The sequence below is a fragment of the Halococcus thailandensis JCM 13552 genome (assembly GCF_000336715.1).
GTDB classification, from domain to species: domain Archaea; phylum Halobacteriota; class Halobacteria; order Halobacteriales; family Halococcaceae; genus Halococcus; species Halococcus thailandensis.
This window is the reverse complement of the sequence record NZ_AOMF01000171.1, coordinates 215683-240549: the sequence shown is the minus strand read 5'-3', so window position 1 is coordinate 240549 and position 24867 is coordinate 215683. Positions and strand designations below refer to the sequence as shown.

General features: G+C 66.2%; 23 protein-coding genes. 15 read left to right on the top strand and 8 right to left on the bottom strand.

The features are described 5' to 3' along the window. Nucleotides 1–143: 143 nt before the first annotated feature. Nucleotides 144–1130 (bottom strand): bile acid:sodium symporter family protein, encoded by a 987-nt coding sequence (locus tag C451_RS17565; RefSeq protein ID WP_007742654.1) that lies wholly within the window; start codon nucleotides 1128–1130, stop codon nucleotides 144–146. A gap of 379 nt (nucleotides 1131–1509) precedes the next feature. Between C451_RS17565 and C451_RS17560 the strand changes: the two genes are divergently transcribed. The 9 genes from C451_RS17560 to C451_RS23010 all read left to right on the top strand — a co-directional run bounded on the left by C451_RS17560 (nucleotide 1510) and on the right by C451_RS23010 (nucleotide 10046). After that, nucleotides 1510–2697, top strand: coding sequence for a LeuA family protein (locus tag C451_RS17560; RefSeq protein ID WP_080503560.1), 1188 nt, complete (start codon nucleotides 1510–1512; stop codon nucleotides 2695–2697). A 355-nt stretch (nucleotides 2698–3052) separates the two neighbouring features. Continuing rightward, on the top strand, nucleotides 3053–4855 hold the full coding sequence (ilvB, locus tag C451_RS17555; RefSeq protein ID WP_007742652.1) for a biosynthetic-type acetolactate synthase large subunit: 1803 nt from the start codon (nucleotides 3053–3055) through the stop codon (nucleotides 4853–4855). Then, nucleotides 4852–5484, top strand: coding sequence for an acetolactate synthase small subunit (gene ilvN / locus C451_RS17550; protein WP_007742651.1), 633 nt, complete (start codon nucleotides 4852–4854; stop codon nucleotides 5482–5484). Before ilvB ends, ilvN begins: the two co-directional genes overlap by 4 nt. Continuing rightward, a complete protein-coding gene (gene ilvC, locus C451_RS17545) occupies nucleotides 5481–6530 on the top strand; it encodes a ketol-acid reductoisomerase (protein ID WP_007742650.1) in 1050 nt (349 codons plus the stop codon). The genes ilvN and ilvC overlap by 4 nt, the downstream gene beginning before the upstream one ends. Next, entirely contained in the window at nucleotides 6523–6867 is a 345-nt protein-coding gene (locus tag C451_RS17540; protein ID WP_007742649.1) for a hypothetical protein, read from the top strand. The genes ilvC and C451_RS17540 overlap by 8 nt, the downstream gene beginning before the upstream one ends. Beyond that, nucleotides 6864–8285 carry a 3-isopropylmalate dehydratase large subunit gene (gene leuC / locus C451_RS17535; protein WP_007742647.1) on the top strand — a complete coding sequence of 474 codons (1422 nt, stop codon included), beginning with the start codon at nucleotides 6864–6866 and terminating at the stop codon, nucleotides 8283–8285. Before C451_RS17540 ends, leuC begins: the two co-directional genes overlap by 4 nt. After that, a complete protein-coding gene (gene leuD, locus C451_RS17530; protein WP_007742645.1) occupies nucleotides 8282–8893 on the top strand; it encodes a 3-isopropylmalate dehydratase small subunit in 612 nt (203 codons plus the stop codon). Before leuC ends, leuD begins: the two co-directional genes overlap by 4 nt. Continuing rightward, entirely contained in the window at nucleotides 8886–9860 is a 975-nt protein-coding gene (locus tag C451_RS17525; RefSeq protein ID WP_007742640.1) for an isocitrate/isopropylmalate dehydrogenase family protein, read from the top strand. Before leuD ends, C451_RS17525 begins: the two co-directional genes overlap by 8 nt. 39 nt (nucleotides 9861–9899) lie before the next feature. Beyond that, nucleotides 9900–10046 carry a DUF7557 family protein gene (locus C451_RS23010; RefSeq protein WP_007742638.1) on the top strand — a complete coding sequence of 49 codons (147 nt, stop codon included), beginning with the start codon at nucleotides 9900–9902 and terminating at the stop codon, nucleotides 10044–10046. Here the strand turns inward: C451_RS23010 and C451_RS17520 are convergent. After that, nucleotides 10043–10468, bottom strand: a complete 426-nt coding sequence (locus C451_RS17520; protein WP_007742636.1) for a DUF5799 family protein — start codon at nucleotides 10466–10468, stop codon at nucleotides 10043–10045. The genes C451_RS23010 and C451_RS17520 overlap by 4 nt on opposite strands. Before the next feature lie 62 nt (nucleotides 10469–10530). Further along, nucleotides 10531–12537 (bottom strand): AMP-binding protein, encoded by a 2007-nt coding sequence (locus C451_RS17515; RefSeq protein WP_007742632.1) that lies wholly within the window; start codon nucleotides 12535–12537, stop codon nucleotides 10531–10533. Nucleotides 12538–12666: 129 nt separating this feature from the next. On the opposite strand from C451_RS17515, the gene C451_RS17510 reads away from it, so the two are divergent. From C451_RS17510 to mce, 3 genes are read left to right on the top strand one after another with little or no spacing between them, the layout of a single operon-like run. After that, nucleotides 12667–13245 carry a GNAT family N-acetyltransferase gene (locus C451_RS17510; RefSeq protein WP_007742627.1) on the top strand — a complete coding sequence of 193 codons (579 nt, stop codon included), beginning with the start codon at nucleotides 12667–12669 and terminating at the stop codon, nucleotides 13243–13245. A gap of 39 nt (nucleotides 13246–13284) precedes the next feature. Then, nucleotides 13285–14967 (top strand): acyl-CoA mutase large subunit family protein, encoded by a 1683-nt coding sequence (locus tag C451_RS17505; protein ID WP_007742626.1) that lies wholly within the window; start codon nucleotides 13285–13287, stop codon nucleotides 14965–14967. After that, nucleotides 14964–15347, top strand: a complete 384-nt coding sequence (mce, locus tag C451_RS17500; protein ID WP_007742624.1) for a methylmalonyl-CoA epimerase — start codon at nucleotides 14964–14966, stop codon at nucleotides 15345–15347. The genes C451_RS17505 and mce overlap by 4 nt, the downstream gene beginning before the upstream one ends. Here the strand turns inward: mce and C451_RS17495 are convergent. Beyond that, nucleotides 15344–16300, bottom strand: coding sequence for an alpha/beta fold hydrolase (locus C451_RS17495; RefSeq protein WP_007742622.1), 957 nt, complete (start codon nucleotides 16298–16300; stop codon nucleotides 15344–15346). The two genes, mce and C451_RS17495, sit on opposite strands and share 4 nt — an antisense overlap. A gap of 142 nt (nucleotides 16301–16442) precedes the next feature. After that, nucleotides 16443–16967 carry an Rrf2 family transcriptional regulator gene (locus tag C451_RS17490; RefSeq protein ID WP_007742621.1) on the bottom strand — a complete coding sequence of 175 codons (525 nt, stop codon included), beginning with the start codon at nucleotides 16965–16967 and terminating at the stop codon, nucleotides 16443–16445. Between the two features lie 135 nt (nucleotides 16968–17102). Between C451_RS17490 and C451_RS17485 the strand changes: the two genes are divergently transcribed. From C451_RS17485 to C451_RS17475, 3 genes are all read left to right on the top strand, one after another. Continuing rightward, nucleotides 17103–18020, top strand: coding sequence for an NAD-dependent epimerase/dehydratase family protein (locus C451_RS17485; protein WP_007742620.1), 918 nt, complete (start codon nucleotides 17103–17105; stop codon nucleotides 18018–18020). A gap of 41 nt (nucleotides 18021–18061) precedes the next feature. Continuing rightward, complete coding sequence (gene rocF, locus C451_RS17480) at nucleotides 18062–18958, top strand: arginase (RefSeq protein WP_007742619.1); 897 nt, start codon at nucleotides 18062–18064, stop codon at nucleotides 18956–18958. A gap of 123 nt (nucleotides 18959–19081) precedes the next feature. After that, nucleotides 19082–19444 (top strand): HesB/IscA family protein, encoded by a 363-nt coding sequence (locus C451_RS17475; protein WP_007742618.1) that lies wholly within the window; start codon nucleotides 19082–19084, stop codon nucleotides 19442–19444. Between the two features lie 420 nt (nucleotides 19445–19864). On the opposite strand, the gene C451_RS17470 is transcribed toward C451_RS17475, so the two are convergent. Genes C451_RS17470 through nuoL form a run of 3 tightly spaced genes read right to left on the bottom strand, consistent with a single transcriptional unit; the run spans nucleotide 19865 to nucleotide 24865 of the window. Then, nucleotides 19865–21340 (bottom strand): NADH-quinone oxidoreductase subunit N, encoded by a 1476-nt coding sequence (locus tag C451_RS17470; RefSeq protein ID WP_007742616.1) that lies wholly within the window; start codon nucleotides 21338–21340, stop codon nucleotides 19865–19867. Then, a complete protein-coding gene (locus tag C451_RS17465) occupies nucleotides 21341–22864 on the bottom strand; it encodes a complex I subunit 4 family protein (protein ID WP_007742614.1) in 1524 nt (507 codons plus the stop codon). Next, the gene (nuoL, locus tag C451_RS17460; protein ID WP_007742612.1) at nucleotides 22865–24865 is read right to left on the bottom strand and encodes an NADH-quinone oxidoreductase subunit L; all 2001 of its coding nucleotides are present in this window, start codon (nucleotides 24863–24865) and stop codon (nucleotides 22865–22867) included. Nucleotides 24866–24867: the final 2 nt, after the last annotated feature.

The window sequence follows — 24867 nt, the reverse complement described above, 5'->3', positions numbered from 1 at the left end:
AATCCGCCGACCAGCAACGCGACCCACGTGTTGTTCTGCTCCGCCATGGCCTTCGATCACCACAATCGAGGAATCAACCTTTTCATCGACCACGATCGCCACCACTGCGTCCCATTGCGATGATGGCGGGCCGCCGGAGCTCGTCAGTCGTCGCTCGTGCTCGCGACCTCCGCATCGACCGAGCCGGACGACTGCCGCGAGAAGTACGTCGCGAGCGCCGGGCCGGTGACGTTGTGCCAGACGCTGAACAGTGCGGGCGGGAGCGCCGCGAGCGGGCTGAAGTAGGCCGTCGCGAGCGCGACCGCGAGTCCGCTGTTCTGGAGGGCGACCTCGAAGGTACACGCCCGCACCCGATCGGGCGACATCCCGCTCGCACGGCCGACGCCGTAGCCCGCGGCGAGCCCGATGGCGTTGTGAGCGACGACCGCGACCAACACCACCGCACCCGCGGTCAGGATGTTCTCGACGTTCGCACCCACGACCGCCGCGACGATGGCGACGATGGCGACGACACTGATCGCCGGAAAGACGTTGAGCCCGGCCGCGGCGAGACGTGGTGCAGAGCGATCGAGGGCCAGTCTGAGCACGAAGCCCGCGATCACCGGGATGAGAACGACCTGAACGATGGAGGTGAACATCTCGGCGAACGTCACCTGGAGCTGTTCGCCGGCGAGCGCGACGACCCACGTCGGCATCACGATCGGGGCGGCGAGCGTCGTCACGGTCGTGATCGCGACCGAGAGCGCGACGTCACCCTTGCCGAGATAGGTCATCACGTTCGAGGCCGTGCCGCCCGGTGCGGCACCCAGGAGCACCACGCCGATCGCGAGCGCGGGCGGCAGCGAGAGCGCGACCGTGATCGCCCACGCGGCGAGCGGCATCACGATCCACTGGGTGAGCGCACCGATGGCCACGTCGCGCGGGCGCTCGACGATACGTCGGAAGTCGTCGGGCCGCAGCGTCAGTCCCATCCCGAGCATGATGACGCCGAGCAACGGCGTGATGTACGGCGAGATCCAGGTGAACGTCCCTGGCGAGACGAGCGCCGCGCCCGAAAACAGCAGCACCCACACCACGAAGTAGGTGCTCGCGACGTTACCGATCCGTTCGAGCGTGTCGAGCGCGCTCACGCGGACCCTCCATCGGTTCGCGACAGTCGACCGCCATGCGGAAACATACCGCTACCGTCCGCCACAGCGGCGCAAAAACCTTCGGACGTGAGCCGTCTGCATCGATCGGTGCGCGCGAGCAGCGATCGGCCAATTTACCGTCCGATCGAATGCGATCGTGGGCCGATCGCACCAGCTGCTGCACCGCCGGTGGTTGTATGATATAAGGAACTATCGAGGGGGTAAGGCCGTCGATGGCTGTCGATTTGTCGATTTCGACAGGCAAATCCGCCGGAACGGAAATTCCGGAGCGATAGGTTTATCCGTAGGATGGTCATCCGACCGAGTACAATGTCCCACAACGACATGGACACGGAGGATTCGTCGGTGACCCCGGCGGATCGAGTTCTTCCAGGGCACCCTGGGAGATACGACTGAAGTAGATACAGTTCGAGTTTTCGACACGACTCTGCGCGACGGTGAGCAGTCGCCACGCACCTCGTTCAGCTACGACGACAAGCGAGAGATCGCGGCCGTGCTGGACGAGATGGGCACGCACGTGATCGAGGCGGGCTTCCCGGTGAACTCCGACGCGGAGTTCGAGGCCGTCAGCGACATCGCCGAGAGCACCAGTGTGACGACCTGCGGGCTGGCACGTGTCGTCGAGAAGGACGTGGAAGCGGCGCTCGATTCGGGCGTCGAGATGGTCCACGTGTTCGCCTCGACGAGCGACGTCCAGCTCGAGGACGCGATGCACGCCAGTCGCGCGGAGATGAAGGAACGATCGGTGAACGCCGTCGAGCGGGCCAAAGAAGCAGGCGTCGAGGTGATGTTCTCGCCGATGGACGCGACGCGGACCGACGAGGAGTATCTCGTCGATGTCGTCGAGGCGACCTCCGCGGCGGGGGCCGACTGGATCAACATCCCCGACACCTGCGGGGTGGCGACACCCTCCCGGTTCGGCGAGCTCGTCGCCCGGGTCTGTGAGGTCGCCGACGCGAAGGTCGACGTCCACACCCACGACGACTTCGGACTGGCGAGTGCGAACGCGCTCGCTGGCTTCGAGAATGGTGCGGCACAGGCCCAGGTGAGCGTCAACGGCATCGGCGAGCGCGCCGGCAACGCCGCCTACGAGGAGGTCGTGATGAGCGCCGAATCGCTCTACGGCGTGGAGTCGGGGATCGACACGACCCGCATCACCGAACTCTCCCGACTCGTCGAGCGCGCGAGCGAGATCGAGACCCCCGGCAACAAACCGGTGGTCGGGCAGAACGCCTTCAGCCACGAGTCGGGCATCCACGCGGCCGGCGTGATCGAGAACACCGACACGTTCGAGCCGGGCGTGATGACTCCCGAGATGGTCGGCGCACAGCGCGAGCTCGTCCTGGGCAAACACACCGGGACGCACTCGGTGCGCGAGCGGCTGCACGAGGCCGGCTTCGATCCGACCGACGACGAGGTACGCGAGTGTACCCGGCGGGTGAAGGAGTTCGGCGCGGAGAAAGAGCGCGTGACGATGAGCGTGCTCGAACGGTTCGCCCGCGAGGTCGGCATCGAGCGCGTCGGCAAGACGGAGGTCAACGCCTGAGCATGACCCCGTCGCACGCCTCAACCCACCAGCCACAGGTAGCGCCCGAACCGCGCGTTCGGGGCAACGTTTGCACGGCACGCAAAGGTTATAACCGATCCCCTGGTGGGGACGACAACGATGACGCGACCGACCACCGCCCGAGGGACGCGGATCCCGAGCGGCGCATTCGGCGCGCGCGGTCTCATTATTGTAGGGGTCTAGCCCCTACAGAGCCACTTCCTTCGACCCCGACGCGTTTCGCACGGCGAACAGCACGCGCGACAGCCGACGACACACCGATGACCACACGAGAACCAGCACCGACCACACGCGACAGCCGAGCGGCATCGACGACGAACGACGGAGGCGACCGATGAGCGAGGGCCAGCAGACTCCGCAGACGGGCGAGTCCGAGGACGCCGAGCCGGGGATGGCCGAGTCAACCGAGGCCGGCGAGCGCCCCGTGACCAGCGGCGCGGAGTCGGTGGCGCGGGCGCTCGAACGGACGGGCGTCGAGACGCTGTTCGGCGTCCAGGGTGGGGCCATCATGCCGGTCTACGACGCGCTGTACGACTCGCCGCTCGACCACGTGACGATGGCCCACGAACAGGGCGCGGCCCACGCGGCCGACGCCTTCGGCATCGTCTCGGGCGAGCCGGGCGTCTGTCTGGCGACCTCCGGACCGGGCGCGACGAACCTCGTGACCGGGCTCGCGGATGCCTCGATGGACTCCGATCCGGTGGTGGCGCTCACCGGCCAGGTTCCCTCCACAATGGTCGGGACCGACGCCTTTCAGGAGACCGACACCACCGGTGTTACGAACCCGGTGACGAAGGAGAACTACTTCGCCGGCGACGCCGACTCGGTCGGCGACACGGTCGGCGAGGCGTTCGCGCTCGCGGATGCCGGCCGGCAAGGCCCCACGCTGGTCGATCTCCCGAAGGACGTCACGACCGGGCCGACCGACAACGAGCCGGCTGCGGGAACAGCGCCCGAGACGTACGATCCACCCGAGCGGGCCGATAGCGAGGCGGTCGCAACGGCCGCCGGCGTGCTCGCGCGCGCCGAGAAACCCGTGATCCTCGCGGGCGGCGGCGTGATCAAGGGCGAGGCCTGTGCCGAGCTCAGGGAGTTCGCCACCGAGTACGGAATCCCGGTGGTGACGACGATGCCCGCGGTGGGCGCGTTCCCCGAGGACCACGAGCTCGCGATGGAGATGGCGGGGATGCACGGCACGGGCTACGCGAACATGGCCATCACCCACTGTGACGCCATGTTCGCGGTCGGCACCCGCTTCGACGATCGCCTGACGGGTGGCGTCGAGACGTTCGCCCCGGAGGCCGAGATCATCCACGCCGACATCGACGCGGCGGAGATCTCGAAGAACATCGCAGCCGACTACCCGCTCCTGGGTGAGGCGAGCGTCGTCATCGAGCAGGTGCACGAGGCGATGGCCGACGAGCGCGCGGCGGACATGGCGGCCACCGGCGAGCGGTTCCAGGAGTGGGTCGAGCAGTGCCAGCAGTGGCAGACCGACTACCCGATGGATTACCCGATGGACGAGGACGATCCGCTGAAGCCGCAGTTCGTCGTCGAAACCGTGGACGCGGCGACCGACGACGACACCATCGTCACCACGGGCGTCGGCCAGCACCAGATGTGGGCGGTCCAGTACTGGACGTACACCGAGCCGCGGACGTGGGTGTCGTCCCACGGGCTGGGCACGATGGGATATGGATTACCGTCGGCCATCGGCGCGCGGTTCGCGGCCGACGACGACCAGTCGGTGGTCTGTTTCGACGGCGACGGGTCGTTCCTGATGACGCTGCAGGAGCTGGCGGTCGCCGTTCGCGAGAATCTCGACATCACCGTGTTCATCCTCAACAACGAGGCCGTCGGCATGGTGCGTCAGTGGCAGGACAGCTTCCACGGGGGCCGACGGATGGCTTCGGAGTACCCCTGGGTGCCCGACTTCGCCGCGCTCGCCGAGGCGTTCGGCGCGCGCGGGTTCCGGATGGAAGGCCACGACGAGGTCGCCGACGTCGTCGATGACGCGCTGGCCTACGACGGCCCGTCGGTGGTCGACACGTTCATCGACCCGACCGAGGACGTCTATCCGATGGTCCCCAGCGGCGGATCGAACGGTCGGTTCGTGCTGGCGGAGGAGCAGCTATGACGGAGGGACTCCAGGGCCCGGCCCCCGATGAGCGCCCCCAGCCATCGGGGCGGCGCAACGCGCAGGGCATCCGGATCGATCCCGAGATGGAGGCCGTCCACGACCCGCGGCGCACAGCGCTATCGGCGCTCGTCCAGAACGAGCCGGGCGTGCTGGCGAAGATCTCGGGGCTCGTCTCGCGCCGGCAGTTCAACATCGAATCCTTGACTGTCGGCACGACGACCAACCCCGAGACCTCACGCGTGACACTGGTGATCGAGGAGCCCGAACCGGGCATCCGTCAGGTCGAAAAGCAGCTCGAAAAGCTCGTCAACGTCATCTCGGTGCGCGAGCTCGGCGACGACGCCGTCCGCCGTGAGCTGGTGGTGTTGAAGGTCCACGGCGAGGAGCCGGACAAGGTCAACGCCATCACCGACATGTACGGCGGTGAGACGCTCGACGCCGGGCCGCGCACCATCACGGTGCAGATCACCGGCGACGAGCAGAAAGTCGACGACGCGATCGACGCCTTCCGGCAGTTCGGTATCCGCGAACTCGCTAGAACTGGGCAAACGGCGCTCGCGCGCGGCGAGGAGTGGACGACACACGCAGAAGAGGAGCGGTACGAACGAACGCAGGTACGACAATGACAGAACACGCGACGATCTACTACGACGACGACGCAGACAGCACCGCACTCGAAGGTAAAACTGTAGCCGTCATGGGCTACGGCTCGCAGGGCCACGCCCACGCGCAGAACCTCGCCGACAGCGGGGTCGACGTGGTCGTTGGCCTCCGAGAGGATTCGAGCTCGCGCGACGCCGTCCGTGAGGACGGTCTCGATGTCGCGACGCCCGCCGAGGCCGCCGCCCGGGCGGACGTCGTCTCGATGCTCGTTCCCGATACCGCCCAGCCCGCAGTGTACGATGACATCGCGGACGAACTCGACGCGGGCGACACCCTCCAGTTCGCCCACGGGTTCAACATCCACTTCGGGCAGATCGAGCCGGCCGACGACGTGGACGTGACGATGGTCGCGCCGAAGGGCCCGGGACACATCGTTCGCCGGGACTACGAGCGCGGCGAGGGAACTCCAGGACTGCTCGCGGTCTACCAGGACGCGACGGGCGAGGCAGCCGACGAAGCGCTCGCGTACGCGCAGGGGATCGGCTGTACCCGTGCGGGCGTCGTCGAGACCAGTTTCCGCGAGGAAACCGAAACGGATCTGTTCGGCGAGCAGGCGGTGCTCTGCGGTGGCGTGACGAGCCTGATCAAGCAGGCCTACGAGACGCTCGTCGATGCCGGCTACAGCCCGGAGATGGCCTACTTCGAGTGTCTCAACGAGATGAAACTGATCGTCGATCTGATGTACGAGGGTGGGCTCGGCGGCATGTGGGATTCGGTCTCCGATACGGCCGAGTTCGGCGGCCTCACCAAGGGCGACGTCGTGGTCGACGAGCACGCTCGTGAGAACATGGAACAGGTCCTCGACGACGTGCAGAGCGGGGCGTTCGCCCGCGAGTGGATCGCGGAGAACCAGGCCAACCGGCCCGCCTACCGCCAGCTGCGACAGGCCGAGAAGGATCACGAGATCGAGGAGGTCGGCGAGCGCCTGCGCGATCTGTTCGCGTGGGCCGAGGAGTCCGAATCGAACGAGGAACGAAACGAAACCGAACGAGTGCAAGCAGATGACTGAGACACGACACGAACGAGAGACGACGATGAGCACGGTCGATCACACCCATCCCGACACCGGACGGCCGTTCGGCGACGCCGTGGTCTACCAGCGTGGGCCGGCCGTCGCGGCCGACGGCGGTGAGAGAACCAACGGTTCTCGAACGACGGAAGACGGAACGTCTTCCGGAAGCGAGCGCGAACGGAGTGAGCGCGAGGAAGTCGCGGACGCGAACGCCGATGCCGACGAGCCGGTCGACGGGGAGCGGATGAAGGACATCGACCACGAACCGCCCACCCAGGCCGAGCCCAATCGGGTGTTCGAGCGGGGCACCGAAGGCCGCGACGACGCCCGATGAGCGAGCGCACGCTCTACGACAAGGTCTGGGACGAACACACCGTCACCGAGCTGCCCACGGGCCAGACACAGCTGTTCGTGGGACTCCACCTCATCCACGAGGTGACGAGTCCGCAGGCCTTCGGCATGCTCGGCGAGCGCGACATGGAGGTCGCCTATCCCGACCTGACCCACGCGACGGTCGACCACATCGTCCCGACGGCGGACCAGTCACGGCCGTTCGACGACGACGCCGCCGAAGAGATGATGAGCGAACTGGAGCAAAACGTCCGCGACTCCGGGATCGAGTTCGACGACCCTACCACTGGCGATCAGGGGATCGTCCACGTCATCGGCCCGGAGCAGGGGCTGACCGAACCCGGGACGACGATCGTCTGTGGCGATTCGCACACTTCGACCCACGGAGCCTTCGGCGCGCTCGCGTTCGGTATCGGCACCTCGCAGATCCGCGACGTGCTCGCGACCCAGACCGTCGCGATGGAGAAGAAGAAGGTCCGGAAGATCGAGGTAACGGGCGATCTCGGCCCCGGCGTGGGTGCGAAGGACGTCATCCTCACGATCATCCGGAAGCTCGGTGTCGACGGTGGCGTCGGCTACGTCTACGAGTACGCCGGCGAGGCGATCGAATCGCTCGACATGGAGGGGCGGATGAGCATCTGCAACATGTCGATCGAGGGTGGCGCGCGAGCGGGCTACGTCAATCCTGACGAGACCACCTACGAGTGGCTCCGCGAGACGGACGCCTTCCGTGACGATCCCGAGAAGTTCGAAGCGCACAAAGAATACTGGGAGTCGATCACGTCGGACGCGGACGCCGAGTACGACGACGTCGTCACGATCAACGGTGACGAGATCGAACCCGTCGTGACATGGGGGACGACGCCGGGCCAGGGGATCGGTGTGACGGAAGCGATCCCCGAACCCGACGCACTCCCGGCGGACAAACAGGAGACCGCACGGGGCTCCCAGGAGCACATGCGCGTCGAGCCCGGCGAAACGATGCAGGGCTACGACATCGACGTGGCGTTCCTAGGGTCGTGTACGAACGCCCGATTGCCCGATCTCCGGGCCGCGGCCGACGTCGTCGACGGGCGGGAAGTCGATTCCAGTGTGCGCGCGATGGTCGTCCCGGGCAGCCAGCGCGTCAAGGAGGCCGCCGAGGCGGAGGGGCTCGACGAGACGTTCCGCGAGGCGGGCTTCGAGTGGCGCGGGGCTGGCTGTTCGATGTGTCTCGGGATGAACGAGGATCAGTTGGAGGGCGATCAGGCCTGTGCCTCCTCGTCGAACCGGAACTTCGTCGGGCGACAGGGCTCGAAAGAGGGAAGAACCGTGCTGATGAGTCCGGTGATGGTCGCCGCGGCGGCGATCACGGGCGAAGTCACCGACGTGCGCGAACTGCCGGAGGTGGCGGTCCAATGAGCGAGGAGGTCGTCGAGACCGTCGAGCGCGTCACCGGGTCCGGGATCCCGGTTCGCGGCAACGACATCGACACCGATCAGGTGATCCCGGCGCGGTTCATGAAGGTGATCACCTTCGACGGGCTCGGCGAGTTCGCCTTCTTCGACCAGCGGTTCGACGACGAGGACAACGAGAAGGACCATCCGATGAACGAGGAGCGGTTCCGCGACGCCTCGGTGATGGTCGTCAACGCCAACTTCGGCTGTGGCTCCTCGCGCGAGCACGCGCCCCAGGCGCTCATGCGCTGGGGGATCGACGCACTCATCGGCGAGAGCTTCGCCGAAATCTTCGCCGGCAACTGTCTCGCGCTCGGGATCCCGACCGTGACCGCCGATCACGAGACCGTCTCCGAAATTCAGGCATGGACCGAGTCGAACCCCGACGACGACATCGAGATCGACGTGGCCGACGAGACGGTGCGCTACGGCGATCACGAGGTCACCGTCACCGTCGACGAAGCCCAGCGTCGGGCGCTCGTCGACGGCGTCTGGGACACGACCGCGCTGATGCAATCGAATTCGGGTGCGGTCGCCGAGACGGCCGCCGGACTCCCCTATCTCGATGACTGAGGAGATCGCCGTGATCCCGGGCGACGGGATCGGCCAGGAGGTCGTCCCGGTCGCGGTGTCGGTGCTCGACGAGGTCGGCGAGTTCGCGTTCACCGAGTACGATGCCGGCGATCGAGTTCGGGAGGAAACTGGCGAGCCGCTGCCGGCAGAGACGAAACGAGCGGCCGAGACGAGCGATGCGACGCTGTTCGGTGCGGCCGGCGAGAGCGCGGCGGACGTGATCCTCCCACTCCGGAGCGCGGTCGGTTCGTTCGCGAACGTCCGCCCGGCGCGGGCCTATCCGGGTATCGACGCGCTCCATCCCGACGCCGACCTGGTGTTCGTCCGCGAGAACACCGAGGGCGTCTACGCGGGCATCGAGAGCGATCTCACCGACGAGGTACGGACGCTGACCCGCGTGATCACCGAACCCGCCTCGCGACGGATCGCCGAGTTCGGGTTCGACTACGCCGCCGAGCACGACTACGACGTGACGGTGGCGCACAAGGCGAACGTGATGGCCCGAACGGATGGATTGTTCGTCGAGACCGCCGGACAGGTGGCCGACGAGCACGGGGCTGATCACGAGACCCAGCTGATGGACGCGCTGGCGACCGATCTCGTGATGAACCCGGCCGACTACGGCGTCGTGATCTGTCCCAACCTCGCGGGCGACGTGCTCTCGGATCTGGCGGCCGGGCTCGTCGGCGGACTCGGACTGCTGCCGAGCGCGAACGTCGGCTCCGAGCGCGCGCTGTTCGAACCGGTCCACGGCAGCGCACCGGACATCGCCGGCGAGGGGGTCGCCAACCCGGTCGCGACGGTGCTGAGCGCCGCGATGTGCTGTGAGTTCCTGGAGAAAGCCGACGAGGCCGAGCGGATCCGGACGGCGGTGATGGAGCTGCTCGCCGACGGTCCGCACACACCGGATCTCGGTGGCGAGGCGACCACCGAGGAAGTCGAGAGTGCACTGCTAGCACGGCTCTGACCGCCGGGGTTAAGCCGTTCGCGCTCGCACGACGAATCAATGCCCGAGATAGCACTCGACGAGGAGACGATCGATCGCCTCGACAGACTCCGCGTCGACGAGGAATCCTACGACGAGATCGTCTCCGAACTGATCAACATCTACGAGACCGAGGAACGGACGCTCTTTCGCGGCGGCAGTCCCTAGTCGCGCGCGGCAGCGCGGATCTCGTCCCATTTGCCCTGTTCTTCGAGATGAGTCTGTAACTGCTCGGCGTAGCGATCGGCGAGACGCTCGGCCGCCGCGAGCTGTTCGTCGTGATCGTCGTCACCGCCGCCGAACAGTCCGCCGAGCGAGTCGAGAATGCCGCCGCCCGAATCGTCGCTCGCGGCCATCGGGGTCCGCGCGTCGATGTCGTCGAGCTCGTCCATCACGTGCGGGAGTTTCTCCGTGTCGGCGACGAGTGCGGCCGATTCGTCGCTCGGGTTTTCGATATCGAACTCGACGGCCGTCATGATGAGTCCCCACTGCTGGCGGCTGAACTGCGAACTCTCGACCGTATCGCTGAACTCCTGATCGACGGTCATCCGATCGCCGACGATGCGATCCTGCCATGCGCGTGTGCTCATGAGTGCGATTGCGCGGGCGGTGGTATCAGGCTTTCCGCGCCACGGCGGATCGCAATGGGCTGCTACTGGGCCTGCTCGACGGCGTCGAGCGCGTCGGGATTCTCGATCGAATCCATGTCGCCGAGCTCCTCGCCGCGGTAGACCGAGGCGATGGCTCGGCGGATGATCTTGCCCGACTGCGTCTTCGGGAACTCGTCGACGAACAGCACCTCGCGGGGTTTGAACGGCTTGCCGAGCTCCGCACCGACCTGCTCGCGAAGCTCCTCGCGTAGTCCGTCAGACGGCTCCGCATGATCTTCGAGAACGACGTAGGCGACCACCGCGGTCCCGGTCGTGTCGTCGGGAACGCCGACCGCGGCGGCCTGGTTCGCGTCGTCGTGTTCGATGACGGCGGCCTCGACTTCGGCGGGGCCGACCTTCCGGCCGGCGACGTTGAGCGCGTCGTCGGCGCGGCCGTGGAGGAACCAGAGGTCATCCTCGTCCTTCTGGGCCCAGTCGCCGTGGTTCCAGAGCGGTGGATCCTCGAAGGTCGACCAGTATTCGTCGAGATAGCGGTCGTCGCCGCTCCAGAGCGATTTCGTCATCGAGGGACACGAATCGCGCGCGACGAGATAGCCGCGTTCGTTCTCGTCGGCGACGCTCTCGCCCGATTCGTTCACGATGTCGATGTCCATGCCGAGTCCGGGTCCGCCGAGCGTGCAGGGTTTGAGCGGCTGTATCGGCATCGGCATCAGGAAGCAGCCACAGATCTCGGTGCCGCCGGAGATGTTGATGATCGGCGTCTCGCCGTTGCCGACGTTCTCGTAGAACCAGTTCCAGGACTCGGGATCCCAGGGCTCGCCGGTCGAGCCGAGCAGTCTGAGGCTGGAGAGATCGTGCCCGTCGATCCAGTCGTCGCCCTGCTTGCGCAGCGCGCGGATGGCCGTCGGCGAGATGCCGAACTGCGTGACGTCGTGGTCGTCGATCATCCGCCAGAACCGATCCGGCTCGGGATGGTCGGGCGCACCCTCGTACATCACGACCGTCCCGCCGAAGGCGTGGTTGCCGATGAGCGTCCACGGCCCCATCATCCAGCCGATGTCCGACACCCAGAAGAACCGATCGTCGTTCTGCTGGTCGAAGCCGAAGTGAACCTCCTTCGCGCACTGGACGAGGATGCCCGCGTGCGTGTGGACGATCCCCTTCGGCGTCCCGGTCGTCCCGGAGGAGTAGAGCAGTATCGACTCCTGTGACGCGTCGAGTTCCTTGGTATCGTACTCGGGGGACTGGTTCGCGACCGCTTCGTCCCACGTCTCGTCGCGCGCGTCGTCCCAGGGCGCTTCCCCGCTGCCGTCCGGCGTGCGTCCGAGTCGATCGAAGACGACGGTGTGCTCGACGTGGCCCGCCGCGTCGATGGCGTCGTCGGCCGCCTCCTTCAGATGGACCTCGCTACCGCGACGATAGAACCCGTCGCCGGTGAACAACACCGTGGGTTCGGCGTCCGCGATCCGTGTGGCGGTCGCGTCGACGCCGAAGCCCGAGAAGATCGGGACGGCGATCGCGCCGACCTTGAAACAGCCGTACAGGATCGCGATCACCTCGGGTACCATCGGCATGTACAGTCCGACGGTGTCGCCGGTCTCGATGCCGCGCTCCTCCAGCGCGTTCGCCACGCGGTTCGCCTGTGCGTGTAGCTCCCCGAAACTGATCTCGCGGACCTCGCCCGGTTCGCCCTCCCAGAGACAGGCCGTCTTCTCGCGCGTATCGCCCTCGGCGTACCGGTCGAGCGTGTTGTGGGCGACGTTGATCGTCCCGCCGGGATACCACTCCGAGAACTGTGGTCCGTCGGAATCGTCGCGGACGCGGTCGTACTCCTCGTCGAATTCGATGTCGAGGTAGTCGACGAGCTCGTCCCAGAACCAGTCGATGCCCGACTGCTCGACGCCGTCGACCTCGTTGCAGGTCCGCGCGATCAACTCGTCGTAGTCGTCGATGTCGTACTCCTGCATGAACGCCCGGACGTTCGTCGATTCGACGAACTCCTCGGACGGTTCGTGGACGATCTCGTCGGTGCCGGGAGCGGCTGTCATCGTGGTGTGGCTATTTCTGCGGATTCCACAAGAATCTTTGCGCCCTGTTTCCCGAAATCGGAGATCCCGTACACCATCCGATTCCCCTCCTAAGCGACCCTTTTTATAGCCGCCCCGGCTACCGATCGTATGTACGTCCGGAACGCGAGAAACCGCGAGGAGGTCTGGCTTCTGGACCATATCGAGGCGATGGGGCTCGACGCCGCCGCCTTCCGCTCGCGCGATTACGTCATCGCCATCGACGAATCCGGGAACGAGAAGGTGGGATTCGGTCGGATACGCATCCATCGTGCCGACGAACGCGTCTGTGAACTCACCGGGATCGGCGTCCTTGAGGGCTGGCGCGACCAGGGCGTCGGTGCACACGTCGTCGAGCGTCTCGTCGACCGCGCGAGCGACGAGGGGTTCGACACGGTCTATTCGCTCACCGATCAGCCACGCTATCTCGAGCGGTTCGGCTTCGACCGGCTCGACCGCGAGGAACTCCCCGCGAAGATCGAAACGCGACTCGACGAGAAACGCGACGGCAGCGTCCCCGACGCCGTCCCGCTCGCGCTCGCCACCGACGCGTTCTCGATGCCCGAATCCCTGCGCGAGCGGTTCAAACACGCCAGCCCCGTGGGGGAAGGCGACGGTGAACCCGAAGAGACGCCCGAGGACTTCGGCATCGACAGCGAGAACGCGACCTACAAGTACGACACGGGGTAGGCCGTCAAAGGTTAAGGGCGTTCGACGCGCAGCGAAGTCATGTTCGATGCTGACGATCTCGCCGACATCCGCTCGGCGAAGGAGGAGTGGGAAGACGACACGCTCGGGCCGACGCTCGATCGCTTCGGCGAGCGCAAGGAGACCTTTACGACAGACACCGACGGCCACGAAGTCGATCGTCTCTACACGCCCAACGACGTCGGCGAGCGCGGCTACGACGACGATTTCGGCTTCCCGGGCGAGGAGCCGTACACCCGCGGTGTCTATCCGACGATGTATCGCGGCCGACTCTGGACGATGCGCCAGTACGCCGGCATGGGCACCGCCGAGGAGACCAACGAGCGCTACCGCTACCTCATCGACGAGGGCCAGACTGGGCTCTCGATGGCGTTCGATCTCCCGACACAGATGGGCTACGACTCCGACGACGGGATGGCCGCCGGCGAGGTCGGGAAGTCGGGCGTCGCGATCGACTCGATCCACGACATGGAGACGGTCTTCGACGGCATCTCGCTCGACGACGTCTCGACGAGCATGACGATCAACGCGCCGGCGTCGATCCTGCTGGCGATGTACATCGCCGTCGGCGACCGCCAGGGCGTCGATCGCGAAAATCTCAGAGGAACCATCCAGAACGACGTGCTGAAGGAGTACGTCGCGCGCAACACCTACATCTACCCCCCGGAACCCTCGATGCGGATCATCACCGACATCTTCGAGTTCTGTGCGGCTGAGGTGCCGAACTTCAACACGATCTCGATCTCGGGCTATCACATCCGCGAAGCCGGCGCGTCGGCAGCCCAGGAGATCGCCTTCACGCTCGGCGACGGCATCGAGTACGTCGAGCGCGCGCTCGATGCCGGCCTCGCGGTCGACGAGTTCGCCCCGCAGCTCTCCTTTTTCTTCGCCTCGTACAACAACATCTTCGAGGAGGTCGCCAAGTTCCGGGCCGCCCGCCGGATGTGGGCGAAGATCATGGACGAGCGCTTCGACGCCGACGATCCGGACTCGAAGAAGCTCAAGTTCCATACACAAACTGCTGGCTCGACGCTGACCGCCCAGCAGATCGACAACAACATCGTCAGGGTCGCCTATCAGGCGCTCGCCGGCGTTCTCGGCGGGACTCAGAGCCTCCACACCAACGGGAAGGACGAGGCGCTCGCCCTCCCCACCGAGGAGAGCGTCCGCACGGCGCTGCGCACCCAGCAGATCCTCGCTCACGAGTCGGGCGCAGCCGACACGATCGACCCGCTCGCGGGGAGCTACTACGTCGAGAACCTCACCGACGAACTGGAGCAGGAGGCGTTCGACATCCTCGATGCGGTCGACGATCGGGGCGGGATGCTCCAGGCGATCGAGGATCAGTGGGTCCAGCGCGAGGTCCAGGATGTCGCCTTCGAGCGCCAGCGCGAGATCGACGAGGGCGAGCGCGTCATCGTCGGCGTCAACGAGTACGAGGTCGACGAGGAGCCGGAAGTCGATATCGAGGAAGTCACAGAAGAAGACCAGCAGCGCCAGCGCGAGCGCCTGCAGGACGTCAAGGACGAACGCGACGACGGACCGGTCGAAGACGCGCTCGCGGCGCTCCACGATGCGGCCGAAGGCGACGACAACCTGATGCCGTACATCATCGACGCGGTGAAAGCCGAGGCCACCACCGGCGAGATCGCCGACGCGATGCGCGACGTCTTCGGCGAGCACCAGGGCGGGGCCGCGCTGTGAACTTCGATCACGCCGGCATCGCCACCGACGACGCCGACGAGCTCGCCGAACTGTACGTCGATCTCTTCGACACGCCAGTCGTCCACGAGGAGCGCTTCGACGGGATGGCCGTTCGCTTTCTCGACTGTGGCGAGAGCTACTTCGAGCTGCTCGAACCCAGCGAAGAGGGCACCATCGCGCGCTATCTCGACCGGAACGGGCCGGGAATCCACCACCTCGCGCTCGCGACCGACGACATCGAGGGTGCGCTCGACCGGATGGACGACCGAGGCGTCGAACTCATCGACGAGGAGCCACGACCGGGCGCGTGGGGCCACGACGTCGCTTTCCTCCATCCCAAGGCGACCGGCGGCGTGCTCGTCGAACTGGTCGAACACTAATCGCCAGCGAGCATATCGAAGATCCGCTCTTCGTTTTCGTCGATGGTCGAGAGATGGCCCTGTTCTGGATAGATGTGCGTCTCGGCGGTCGGGATCGCTTCGGTGTAGTGGATCCCCATCGATAGCGGAACGATCCGATCGGCTTTACCGTACCAGAGCGAGGTCGGCACGTCGATATCCCCGAGATCGAACCCCCAGTTGCGGGCAGGCACGGCGAGGTCGGTCACGAGCGGGCCGGTGCCGTGCTGCGCCGTCGCTTCACGGCCGCTTTCGAGCAGCACCCGTCCCATCTCGCCGCGCCAGCGCTCGCTGTCCACGTCGGCGGTCTCGTCTGCCTGTGCGGCGAGATACTCCTCGGGATCGCGTCGGACTGCTCGGCCGTCGGCCCAGATCGAGAGCGTCGCCAGCGGTCGGGCGTGTTCGGCCAGCAGGAAGGGGAGACGATCGCCGAAACCGACCGATTCGAGCGGCGCGAGCCCGCAGGCGATGGCCGCGCGATCGACGTGCGGGAGTGTCGCGGCGCAGGCAGCCGCGTAAGGAGCACCGCCGGAGACCCCGAGCACCGGAAACGAATCGAGCCCAAGGGCGTCGGCGAGATCGGCCACGTCGGCGGGCCAGTCGGCGACCGTCCGCTCGGGTAGCGGATCCGAAATCCCGAGGCCGGGGCGGTCGGGCGTGACGATCCGCAGCCCACGCTCGCGGCCGATCCGATCGAACAGCGCGCCGAACACCCGCGAGTTCGGAAAACCGTGACAGACGACCACCGGATCGCCGGCCGGGTCGCCACAGTCGGCGTAACCGAGCGCCCGCCCGTCGCGGCAGTCGATGGTGTGTGGCATCGTCCGGATTTCGCGGGCCACGTCGACCATCGTCGATTCGGCGGCGTCGATCGGTTCGTCAGTGCGACGCTCCGTGGAAAGACGATCGACGAGAGTGGCGAGCGGGCTCTGCATGGGATCCCGTCGTGCGAACAGCGGTTAATCGTTGTCCCGATATCGTGGAGAGAACAGCGTCGTCACGTCTCGGACGGAGGAGCGATCAGTTCGGTCCGCGGATCTGATCGGAATCGTCAGCAGAGATCGTTTTCGGACCGGTTCAGTCCTCGGCGGGCGCTTCCATCGTCTTCGTGTCGAGGATGATCGTGTTGTCGGTGTCGACCACGCCATCGACCTGACCCGTGATGGCGAGGCTCGATTTCGGTGTCGGGCCGACGGTGACGGTATCACCCTCGTGGAAATCCCGGACGGAGCCCTGGATGTGGATCTCCGCGCGGCATTTCTCGGGGTGGTGGACACTGTGGAGCTCGATCTCCTGTACGTTGGCGCTCTCGACCATATCGCCGTTGTGGCTGAGCGGGACGGATTCGGGCTCGTCCATCTCCTGGATGTCGAGCGCGCTGTAGGCGTTGGCCGTGGGCTTGTAGCCACCCTTCGGCCCCGGAACGCCCTCGACGAGCTGGAGCGCTTTCAGACTCTGCATCTGGTTGCGGATGGTGCCCGGGTTCCGGTCGACCATGTCGGCGATGGCCTCGCCCTTGACCGCACTCTCGCTCTCGCGATAGAGGTCGACGAGTTCCTGCAGGATCTTCTTCTGACTATCGGTGAGTTCGATAGATGACATATCGTGTTATTCGTCACAGCGCACCTTAAACCCGACGGCTGCCGCTTCCCAGCCCGGACGAGGCGATCGAATTCACCGCGGCGAACGCATTCGCCTTCCGATACAAACTTGACCTCCCGCACACGCAGTTGACGCATGGATGGACATCGCGTACTCGTCACCGGCGGGGCGGGCTTCATCGGCTCGAACCTCGCGAACCACCTCGCGGCGGACAACGACGTCGTCGCCCTCGACGACGGCTATCTCGGCACGCCCGAAAACCTCGACTCAGATGTGGAGTACGTCGAAGCGAGCGTGCTCGACGACGATCTCCCGACCGACGTCGACGTCGTCTTCCACCTCGCGGCGCTCTCGTCGGGCCCGATGCACGAGGACGACCCACAGAAGGGCGCTCGGGTCAACGTCGAGGGGTTCGTCAACACCGTCGAGCAGGCGCGCAGCGACGGCTGCGAACGGGTCGTCTACGCCTCGACCTCCTCGATCTACGGCGATCGTACCGAACCATCGCCCGAGGACATGGCCGTGAAAGCCCGCACCGGCTACGAGGCCTCGAAGCTCGCCCGCGAGCGCTACGGCGAATACTTCGCCCACTACTACGACATGGATATGGCCGGCCTGCGCTTCTTCTCGGTCTATCAGGGCTACGGTGGGGCCGAAGAGCACAAAGGCGAGTTCGCCAACCTCATCGCGCAGTTCGCCGACGACATCGCAAACGGCGATTCACCTGTGATCTACGGCGACGGCACACAGACGCGCGATTTCACCCACGTCGACGACATCGTTCGCGGGCTCGAACGCGCCGCCGAGGAGCGACTCACCGGGATCTACAATCTCGGCACGGGCGAGAGCCACACGATCAACACGCTCGTCGATCGCCTCACCGACGAACTCGACTCAGAGATCGAGCCGGAGTACGTCGAGAACCCGATCCCCGAACACGCCTACGTCCACGACACGATGGCCGACACCACGAAGATGACGGAGGCGACCGGCTGGGAACCCGCGATCGACTTCGAGGAAGGACTCCGGCGTGTCTGCGCACAGTACCAGTAATCGATACAGCGACTTTTATATCGGCCCCTCGCAGTGTGGCCATGACGATCCGGACGATCGGCGTTCCGATGGACCTCGGTGCCGACCGGCGCGGCGTCGACATGGGCCCGTCGGCGATCCGCTACGCGGGGCTGTCGGCAACGCTCGACGACATCGACCGCTCGACGATCGACAGAGGCGACCTCACGGTGCCACACGCCGAGGAGCGCGACCCCGAGCGGGCGGCAACGAACGCCAAATATCTCCCCGAGGTTGAGGGGATCTGTACGCGACTCGCCGACGAGGTCGACGATACACTCGCCGACGGCGCGCTCCCACTCGTCCTCGGCGGCGACCATTCGATCGCGATCGGCACGCTCGCTGGGGCCGCTCGCGACGCGGAGATCGGCGCGGTCTGGTTCGACGCCCACAGCGACATCAACACGCCCGCGACCACCCCCTCGGGCAACGTCCACGGCATGCCGCTGGCAGCCGCACTCGGCCTCGGCGAGTTCGCCGACACACCGTGGGCAAACGCCCCAAACCTCTCCGAGGAGAACGTCGCGCTCGTCGGTCTGCGCAGCGTCGACGAGCCCGAACGCGAGCGTATCCGCGATAGCGACGTGACCGCCTACACGATGTCCGATATCGACGAGCGCGGCGTCGTCGACGTCACCGAGGAGGCGCTCGCGGTCGCCACCGACGGCGTCGACGGCATCCACGTAAGCCTCGACATGGACTGGCTCGACCCCTCACACGCACCCGGCGTGGGCACCCCCGTCAGAGGGGGCGTCACCTACCGCGAGGCTCACTCGGCGATGGAGCTGGTCGCCGACCACGACGACGCACTGCGCTCGCTCGAAGTCGTCGAAGTGAACCCGATCCTCGATTCGCACAACGAGACCGCCGAGCTCGCTACCGAACTCGCCGCGAGCGCGCTCGGCAAGCGCGTACTGTAGCCCACGCAGCCGCCACCACACGTACTGCAACCACACCATATCCGCGCGACAACCACACTCACCGTGACCGCCGCTCACCGGCGTCGCCGTCACCGTTAACCACCTGGCGACGAATCCATACACATGAGCACGGCAGAGACCGCCGACGCGACACCCGAAATCGAGGTCTCCGAGACCGCCGCCGAGCAGGCGCTCGATCTCCTCGACGGCGAAGACATGGACACCGACGTCGCCGGCCTCCGCCTGTTCGTCCAACAGGGTGGCTGCGCCGGTCTCTCCTACGGGATGCGCTTCGACACCGAACCCGAACCCGACGACGAAGTGTACGAACACCACGAGCTCCGCGTGTTCGTCGACCCCGCGAGCATGAACTACATCGGCGGCAGCCAGCTCGACTTCGAGGGTGGACTCCAGGGTGCCGGCTTCCACGTCGAAAACCCGAACGTCGTCAGCGAATGCGGCTGCGGTGAATCCTTCCGAACATAACCCACTTTTTTAGACGGGGGCATCGCGCGCCTGCGGCGTCTGCTCGCGGGCCGTAGGCTCGCTCGCACGGACCGAGGCGGCTCCGCCGCCTCGCGGCGCTCAACCCCCGACCAAAAACCTGGNCGTCTGCTCGCGGGCCGTAGGCTCGCTCGCACGGACCGAGGCGGCTCCGCCGCCTCGCGGCGCTCAACCCCCGACCAAAAACCTGGACTAAAAACGCCCGCTCGCGCCTGCGGCGCTCGCGGCGAACCGCGCTCGCTACGCTCGCGCGGATAATTCTCACGCCCGCATAGCACCGCAACCGCAGAAGCCCTCACTCGCTCCCTTTGGTCGCTCATTCGCCCTTCATCCTCCAGGACCGCACCGCACAGCCACCGCTGGCGCAGGTGAGAACGGAACGAATCGAAAGTAGCAATCGAGTTAGAACAGCGCCGCAGCCGCGTCGACCGCCGGATCGGCGACGAAGTTGAACGCCGGGATCAGCAGCACCGTGACGACTGCGGCAGCGATGACGGCGGTGTAGAGACCGAGCGGGTAGCCCTCGATCGTGCGATCGCCGTTCGACTCCTCGAACCACATCGCGCGCACCACGCGCAGATAGTAGTACAGCGAGAGCACGCTGTTGACGATCGCGATTGCCGCGAGCCACCAGAAGCCCGCACCGACGGCCGCGCCGAACAGGAAGTACTTCGAGAGGAACCCGCCGCCGAGCGGGATACCGGCGAGGCTCAGCATGAACACCGACATCGCGGCGCAGGCGATCGGTGCCTGCGAGCCGAGCCCGTTGTAGTCGGCGAAGGTGCGGCCGATGTCCCAGTGTTCGGCGAGCGCGATGAACAGGAAGGCGCCGGTGTTCATGAACCCGTAGACCAGCAGGTGGGTCATGCTCATTCCCAGTACGAGCGCGTCCTGCCCGCCACCGAGGGCGGCCAGTCCGATGAGCACGTAGCCCGCCTGACCGACCGAGGAGTAGGCAAGCATCCGCTTGACGTTATCCTGGGTCGCGGCGGCGAAGTTACCGAGCGTCATCGTGACGATCGCGAGCACCTGGAAGGCGAGCACCCAGTCGACGCTGGAGACGATGTCGAGTCCGAACGCGACGGTGAAGACACGGAAGGCGACGACGAACCCGGCAGCCTTCGACGCCGAGGAGAGGAACGCCGAGATCGGTCCCGGCGCGCCCTCGTAGGCCTCCGGTGCCCAGAAGTGGAACGGCACGCTCGCGGTCTTGAACGCGAACCCGCCGAGCACCATCAGCACGCCGATGCCGAGCATGCCCGTGAGACCGCTGTTCTGGATGTTCGCGGCGATCGTCTCGAACGACAGCCCGCCGGTGACGCCGTAGACGAGGCTGATACCGTAGAGCAGGATCGCCGACGACAGCGCGCCGACGAGGAGATATTTCAGGCTGGCCTCGACGCTACCACGATTGTCCTTCAGGAACGCGACGAGCGCGTAGGAGGGCAGCGAGAGCAGCTCGAAGCTCACGAAGACGAGCGCGAGACTGCCGGCCGAGGCCATCATCGCCATCCCGGTCGTCGCGAGCATCACGAGTGCGTAGTATTCGGCCTGTTCGTTTTCGCCGGCGAGATAGTCGTAGCTCGCGAGCGTGACGAGCGCCGCGACGCTCGTGAAGATGATCGTGAAGAACAGGCTCATCCCGTCGACGACGATCTGGCCGCCATAGATGGCGACGCCACCGTTCGTGCCCGTCCCGGTGACGAGCAGTCCGACGGCCGCCGCGAGCGCCGCCAGCGTCCCCACGAGCGTCGTGCCCGCGAGCAGGTTCCGGTTCTTCGAGCGCGGGCTGATGCTGTCGATGATCAGCAGTGCGATCGCCGTCAGCCCGAGCAGGATGGCCGGTGCGGCCGCCGTCCAATCGGGAAGGGGAGCCATCTACAGCCCACCTCCCAGCATCGGCCCGACCGCATCGGTGATCATGTCGAAGAAGATGTTCGGCGCGGTGCCGAGCACGATGACGAGTACGACCAGCACCGCCAGCGGCACGATGTCGTGGACGGCCGCCCGCCCGACCGTGTAGTCGGTTTCGAGGCGGTACTCGCCGAACAGCGTCCGCTGCATCGCGTAGAGGAAGTAGCCCGCGACGATGACGATGCCGAACATCGCGACCGCCGTGAACACCATCGAGCCGGCGAAGTCGGCGGCGAACGAGCCCTGGAAGATGAAGTACTCACCCATGAAGCCGGCCATGAACGGCAGCCCCATGTAACCGAACGATCCGGCGACGAACATCCCGGTGGTGACGGGCATGCGATCGGCGAGCCCGGACATGTCGCCGACCATCCGCGTGTGCGTCGTGTTGTAGATGACGCCGACGGAGGCGAACAGCAGGCCCGAGAGCAGGCCGTGCGAGAGCATCTGGAAGGTCGCCCCGCCGAGACCGTACTCGGTGTAGGCGACCAGCCCGAGGATGACGAAGCCCATCGACGAGATCGACGAGTAGGCGACGATCCGCTTGAGATCCTGCTGGGCGAGCGCCAACATCGCGCCGTAGATGACCGAGACGACCGCCAGCAGCGCGATGAACGGGGCGAAATCGGCCGCGATGTCCGGTAGCATCGTGAAGTTGAACCGCAGCAGCGCGTAGGTGCCCATCTTCAGGAGTGCCCCAGCCAGCATCACCGAGGCGGGCGTCGGAGCCTCGACGTGAGCGTCGGGCAGCCACGTGTGGACCGGCACGACGGGTACCTTGACCGCGAAGCCGACGAACATGGCGACGAAGGCGACAGTTTTGATCGTTCCCGGCGCGATGCCCGCGAGCGAACCGAGCTCGCCGGCGCGGATCGCCTGCGTGATCGCGGGCATGTCGAGGGTCGACACCGAATCGCCGAGCCCGAACACGAGTGCCATGAACCCGAGGAACATCACCAGCGTGGCGAGATTCGTGTAGACGAAGAACTTCACGGCGGCGTACTTGCGCCGCGGGCCGCCCCAGACGCCGATGAGCATGTACATCGGAACCAGCACGACCTCCCAGAAGACGAGCCACGCGAAGAAGTCGAGCGCGACGAACACGCCGAGCAGGCCCGCTTCGAGCAGCAGCATCAGCCCGTAGAACTGCGAGCGCCGCTCGTCGATCGGCGTCCACGCCGTGAGGATGGCGAGCGTCGTCAGCACCGTGGCGAGAACGACCAGCGGCATGCTGATGCCGTCGACGCCGACGTGCCAGTTGATCGTGTACGGGCCCAGCGAGATCCACTGGACCATCGTCTCGTGGGCGAGCTGTCCGCCTTCGAGGAAGGCGTTGCCCGAGCCGTCGAAGCCGAGCCACATGACGAAACTCGTCACGAGCGGGAACAGGCTCGCGGTGAGCGCGCCGACCGGCGCGTACTCGTCGGGCAGGACGAACACCACGACTGCACCGATGAGACAGAACGCGAGCAGCAGTTCGATGATCATTCAGAACCACCCCCCGAGCAGGCCGAAGACCACCAGCAGCGCGACCAGCCCGAGCGAGAGCAGCGCCGCGTAGTTGGTGACGACCCCGGTCTGCACGCGCTTGATGCGACTGCCCGAGAACAGGCTCACGCTCGAAACGCCGTTGACGACGCCGTCGATGACTCCTTGGTCGAACGTATCGGCCGCACGCGCGACCCGCGTGGTCGCGTCCGCCAGCCAGACTTGATACTCGTCTTGGTAGTAGTTGCTCATGAGTAGCGTTTTGATACTGCCGAGTCGATCGGTGTGTCGCTCCGGCGAGCCACCGCTGTAGAGGCTGTACGCCAGCCCCGCACCGGCGAGTGCGAGCCCCAGCGAGACCACGGCGGGGAGCAGCGGATTGAGTTCGGCCGCCTGATAGCCCGCGACGTCGTGGAGCAGTTCGCCGTAGTGTTCGGAGGTGACGCCCGTGATACCGTGTTCGAGCCACTTGTGGAGGAACTCGATGTTCGCCCCCGTGAGCTCGGCCACCGGCACCATGTTGATGAAGCCGGCGACGACCGCGAGCGCCCCCAGCACGACCAGCGGAAGCTTGACGTTCCAGCCGACGCCGTGTGGGTTCTTGGCCGTCTCACTGCGTGGCTCGCCGTGGAAGGTCAGAAGGACCATCCGGAAGGTGTAGAACCCGGTGAACAGCACGGCGAGCAGCCCCATCGCGTACGCGCCGAGCAGGAGCGGGTCGTTGAGCCCGTGGACGAGCGCCTCGTAGAGAACCTCGTCCTTCGACCAGAAGCCGGCGAACGGGAAGATGCCCGCGAGCGCGAGCGAGCCGGCGAGGAAGGTGTAGTAGGTGACGGGCATCCGATCCTTCAGCCCGCCCATGTCCCACATGTCCTCGTTGTGGTGCATCGCGATGATGACCGATCCCGCACCGAGGAACAGCAGCGCCTTGAAGAAGGCGTGGGTCATCAGGTGGAAGGTCGCGGCGACGTAGCCGCCGACGCCGAGCCCGAGCATCATGTAGCCGTACTGGCTGATCGTCGAGTAGGCGAGCACCTGCTTGATCTCGCGTTTGACGACCGCCATCGTCGCGGCGAACAGCGCGGTGAACCCGCCGATGAACGCGATGATCGCGAGCACGGTCGGGAGGAGCGCGTAGAAGCCGTACATCCGCGCGACGAGATAGACACCGGCGGCGACCATCGTCGCGGCGTGGATGAGCGCCGAGACCGGAGTGGGGCCCTCCATCGCGTCGGGCAGCCACGTGTGCAGCGGGAACTGGGCGGACTTGCCGACGACGCCGCCGAGCACGAGCAGCCCGAGGATCGCGAACCAGGTCTGCGGATCGAAGCCGAAGGTGTTGACCGCGCCCGCGTTGCCCGCGAGCGCCTCCTCGGCGAGCGTGACGAAGCTCTCCGAGCCGGCGTACGTCGCCGTCGAGAAGGTGACGAAGACCCCGACGACGCCGACGAGGAAGAAGTAGTCCCCGAAGCGCGTCACCAGGAACGCCTTCTTCGCGGCGCTCGGCGGCGCGTCGTCGCGGAACCAGAAGCCGATGAGCAGCCACGAGCAGAGGCCGACCATCTCGAAGAACATGAACGCCATGAACAGGTTGTCGGCGAGGACGAAGCCGAGCATGCTCGCCGTGAACAAACCGAGCCCGGCGTAGTAGCGCGGCAGACCGGTCTCGCCCTCGTCGTTCATGTATCCGAGGCTGAAGATGTGGACGAGGAAGGCTACGAGTGAGACGATGACGAGCATGAGCGCCGCGAGCGGGTCGACGAGGATGCCGAGATGGAGATCGAACGCTTCCGGCGAGACGAACGTGTAGAGCTCCTCGTTGTAGGTCTCGCCGCCGGCCACCGTGAGCGCCATCCAGATCGAGAGCACGAGCGAACCGCCGGTGGCGAGGATGCCCGCGAGCGCGCCGCGTTTGGGCATGTACTTGCCCGCGAAGAGCGCGATGACGAACGAGGCGAACGGCAGGAGCGCGATCGCCGGCGCGTAGTCGAATGCCACCATCG

Excerpts from the sequence above, each read along its gene's own strand:
- ilvC (WP_007742650.1), top strand. The coding sequence starts at position 5,481 with ATGACAGAACACGCGACGATCTACTACGACGACGACGCAGACAGCACC.
- C451_RS17510 (WP_007742627.1), top strand. The coding sequence starts at position 12,667 with ATGTACGTCCGGAACGCGAGAAACCGCGAGGAGGTCTGGCTTCTGGAC.
- C451_RS17495 (WP_007742622.1), bottom strand. The coding sequence starts at position 16,300 with ATGCAGAGCCCGCTCGCCACTCTCGTCGATCGTCTTTCCACGGAGCGT.
- leuD (WP_007742645.1), top strand. The coding sequence starts at position 8,282 with ATGAGCGAGGAGGTCGTCGAGACCGTCGAGCGCGTCACCGGGTCCGGG.
- C451_RS17465 (WP_007742614.1), bottom strand. The coding sequence starts at position 22,864 with ATGATCATCGAACTGCTGCTCGCGTTCTGTCTCATCGGTGCAGTCGTG.
- rocF (WP_007742619.1), top strand. The coding sequence starts at position 18,062 with ATGACGATCCGGACGATCGGCGTTCCGATGGACCTCGGTGCCGACCGG.
- C451_RS17490 (WP_007742621.1), bottom strand. The coding sequence starts at position 16,967 with ATGTCATCTATCGAACTCACCGATAGTCAGAAGAAGATCCTGCAGGAA.
- C451_RS23010 (WP_007742638.1), top strand. The coding sequence starts at position 9,900 with ATGCCCGAGATAGCACTCGACGAGGAGACGATCGATCGCCTCGACAGA.
- C451_RS17470 (WP_007742616.1), bottom strand. The coding sequence starts at position 21,340 with ATGGCTCCCCTTCCCGATTGGACGGCGGCCGCACCGGCCATCCTGCTC.
- C451_RS17540 (WP_007742649.1), top strand. The coding sequence starts at position 6,523 with ATGACTGAGACACGACACGAACGAGAGACGACGATGAGCACGGTCGAT.
- nuoL (WP_007742612.1), bottom strand. The coding sequence starts at position 24,865 with ATGGTGGCATTCGACTACGCGCCGGCGATCGCGCTCCTGCCGTTCGCC.
- C451_RS17515 (WP_007742632.1), bottom strand. The coding sequence starts at position 12,537 with ATGACAGCCGCTCCCGGCACCGACGAGATCGTCCACGAACCGTCCGAG.
- C451_RS17475 (WP_007742618.1), top strand. The coding sequence starts at position 19,082 with ATGAGCACGGCAGAGACCGCCGACGCGACACCCGAAATCGAGGTCTCC.
- C451_RS17505 (WP_007742626.1), top strand. The coding sequence starts at position 13,285 with ATGTTCGATGCTGACGATCTCGCCGACATCCGCTCGGCGAAGGAGGAG.
- ilvB (WP_007742652.1), top strand. The coding sequence starts at position 3,053 with ATGAGCGAGGGCCAGCAGACTCCGCAGACGGGCGAGTCCGAGGACGCC.
- leuC (WP_007742647.1), top strand. The coding sequence starts at position 6,864 with ATGAGCGAGCGCACGCTCTACGACAAGGTCTGGGACGAACACACCGTC.
- C451_RS17520 (WP_007742636.1), bottom strand. The coding sequence starts at position 10,468 with ATGAGCACACGCGCATGGCAGGATCGCATCGTCGGCGATCGGATGACC.
- C451_RS17525 (WP_007742640.1), top strand. The coding sequence starts at position 8,886 with ATGACTGAGGAGATCGCCGTGATCCCGGGCGACGGGATCGGCCAGGAG.
- ilvN (WP_007742651.1), top strand. The coding sequence starts at position 4,852 with ATGACGGAGGGACTCCAGGGCCCGGCCCCCGATGAGCGCCCCCAGCCA.
- C451_RS17485 (WP_007742620.1), top strand. The coding sequence starts at position 17,103 with ATGGATGGACATCGCGTACTCGTCACCGGCGGGGCGGGCTTCATCGGC.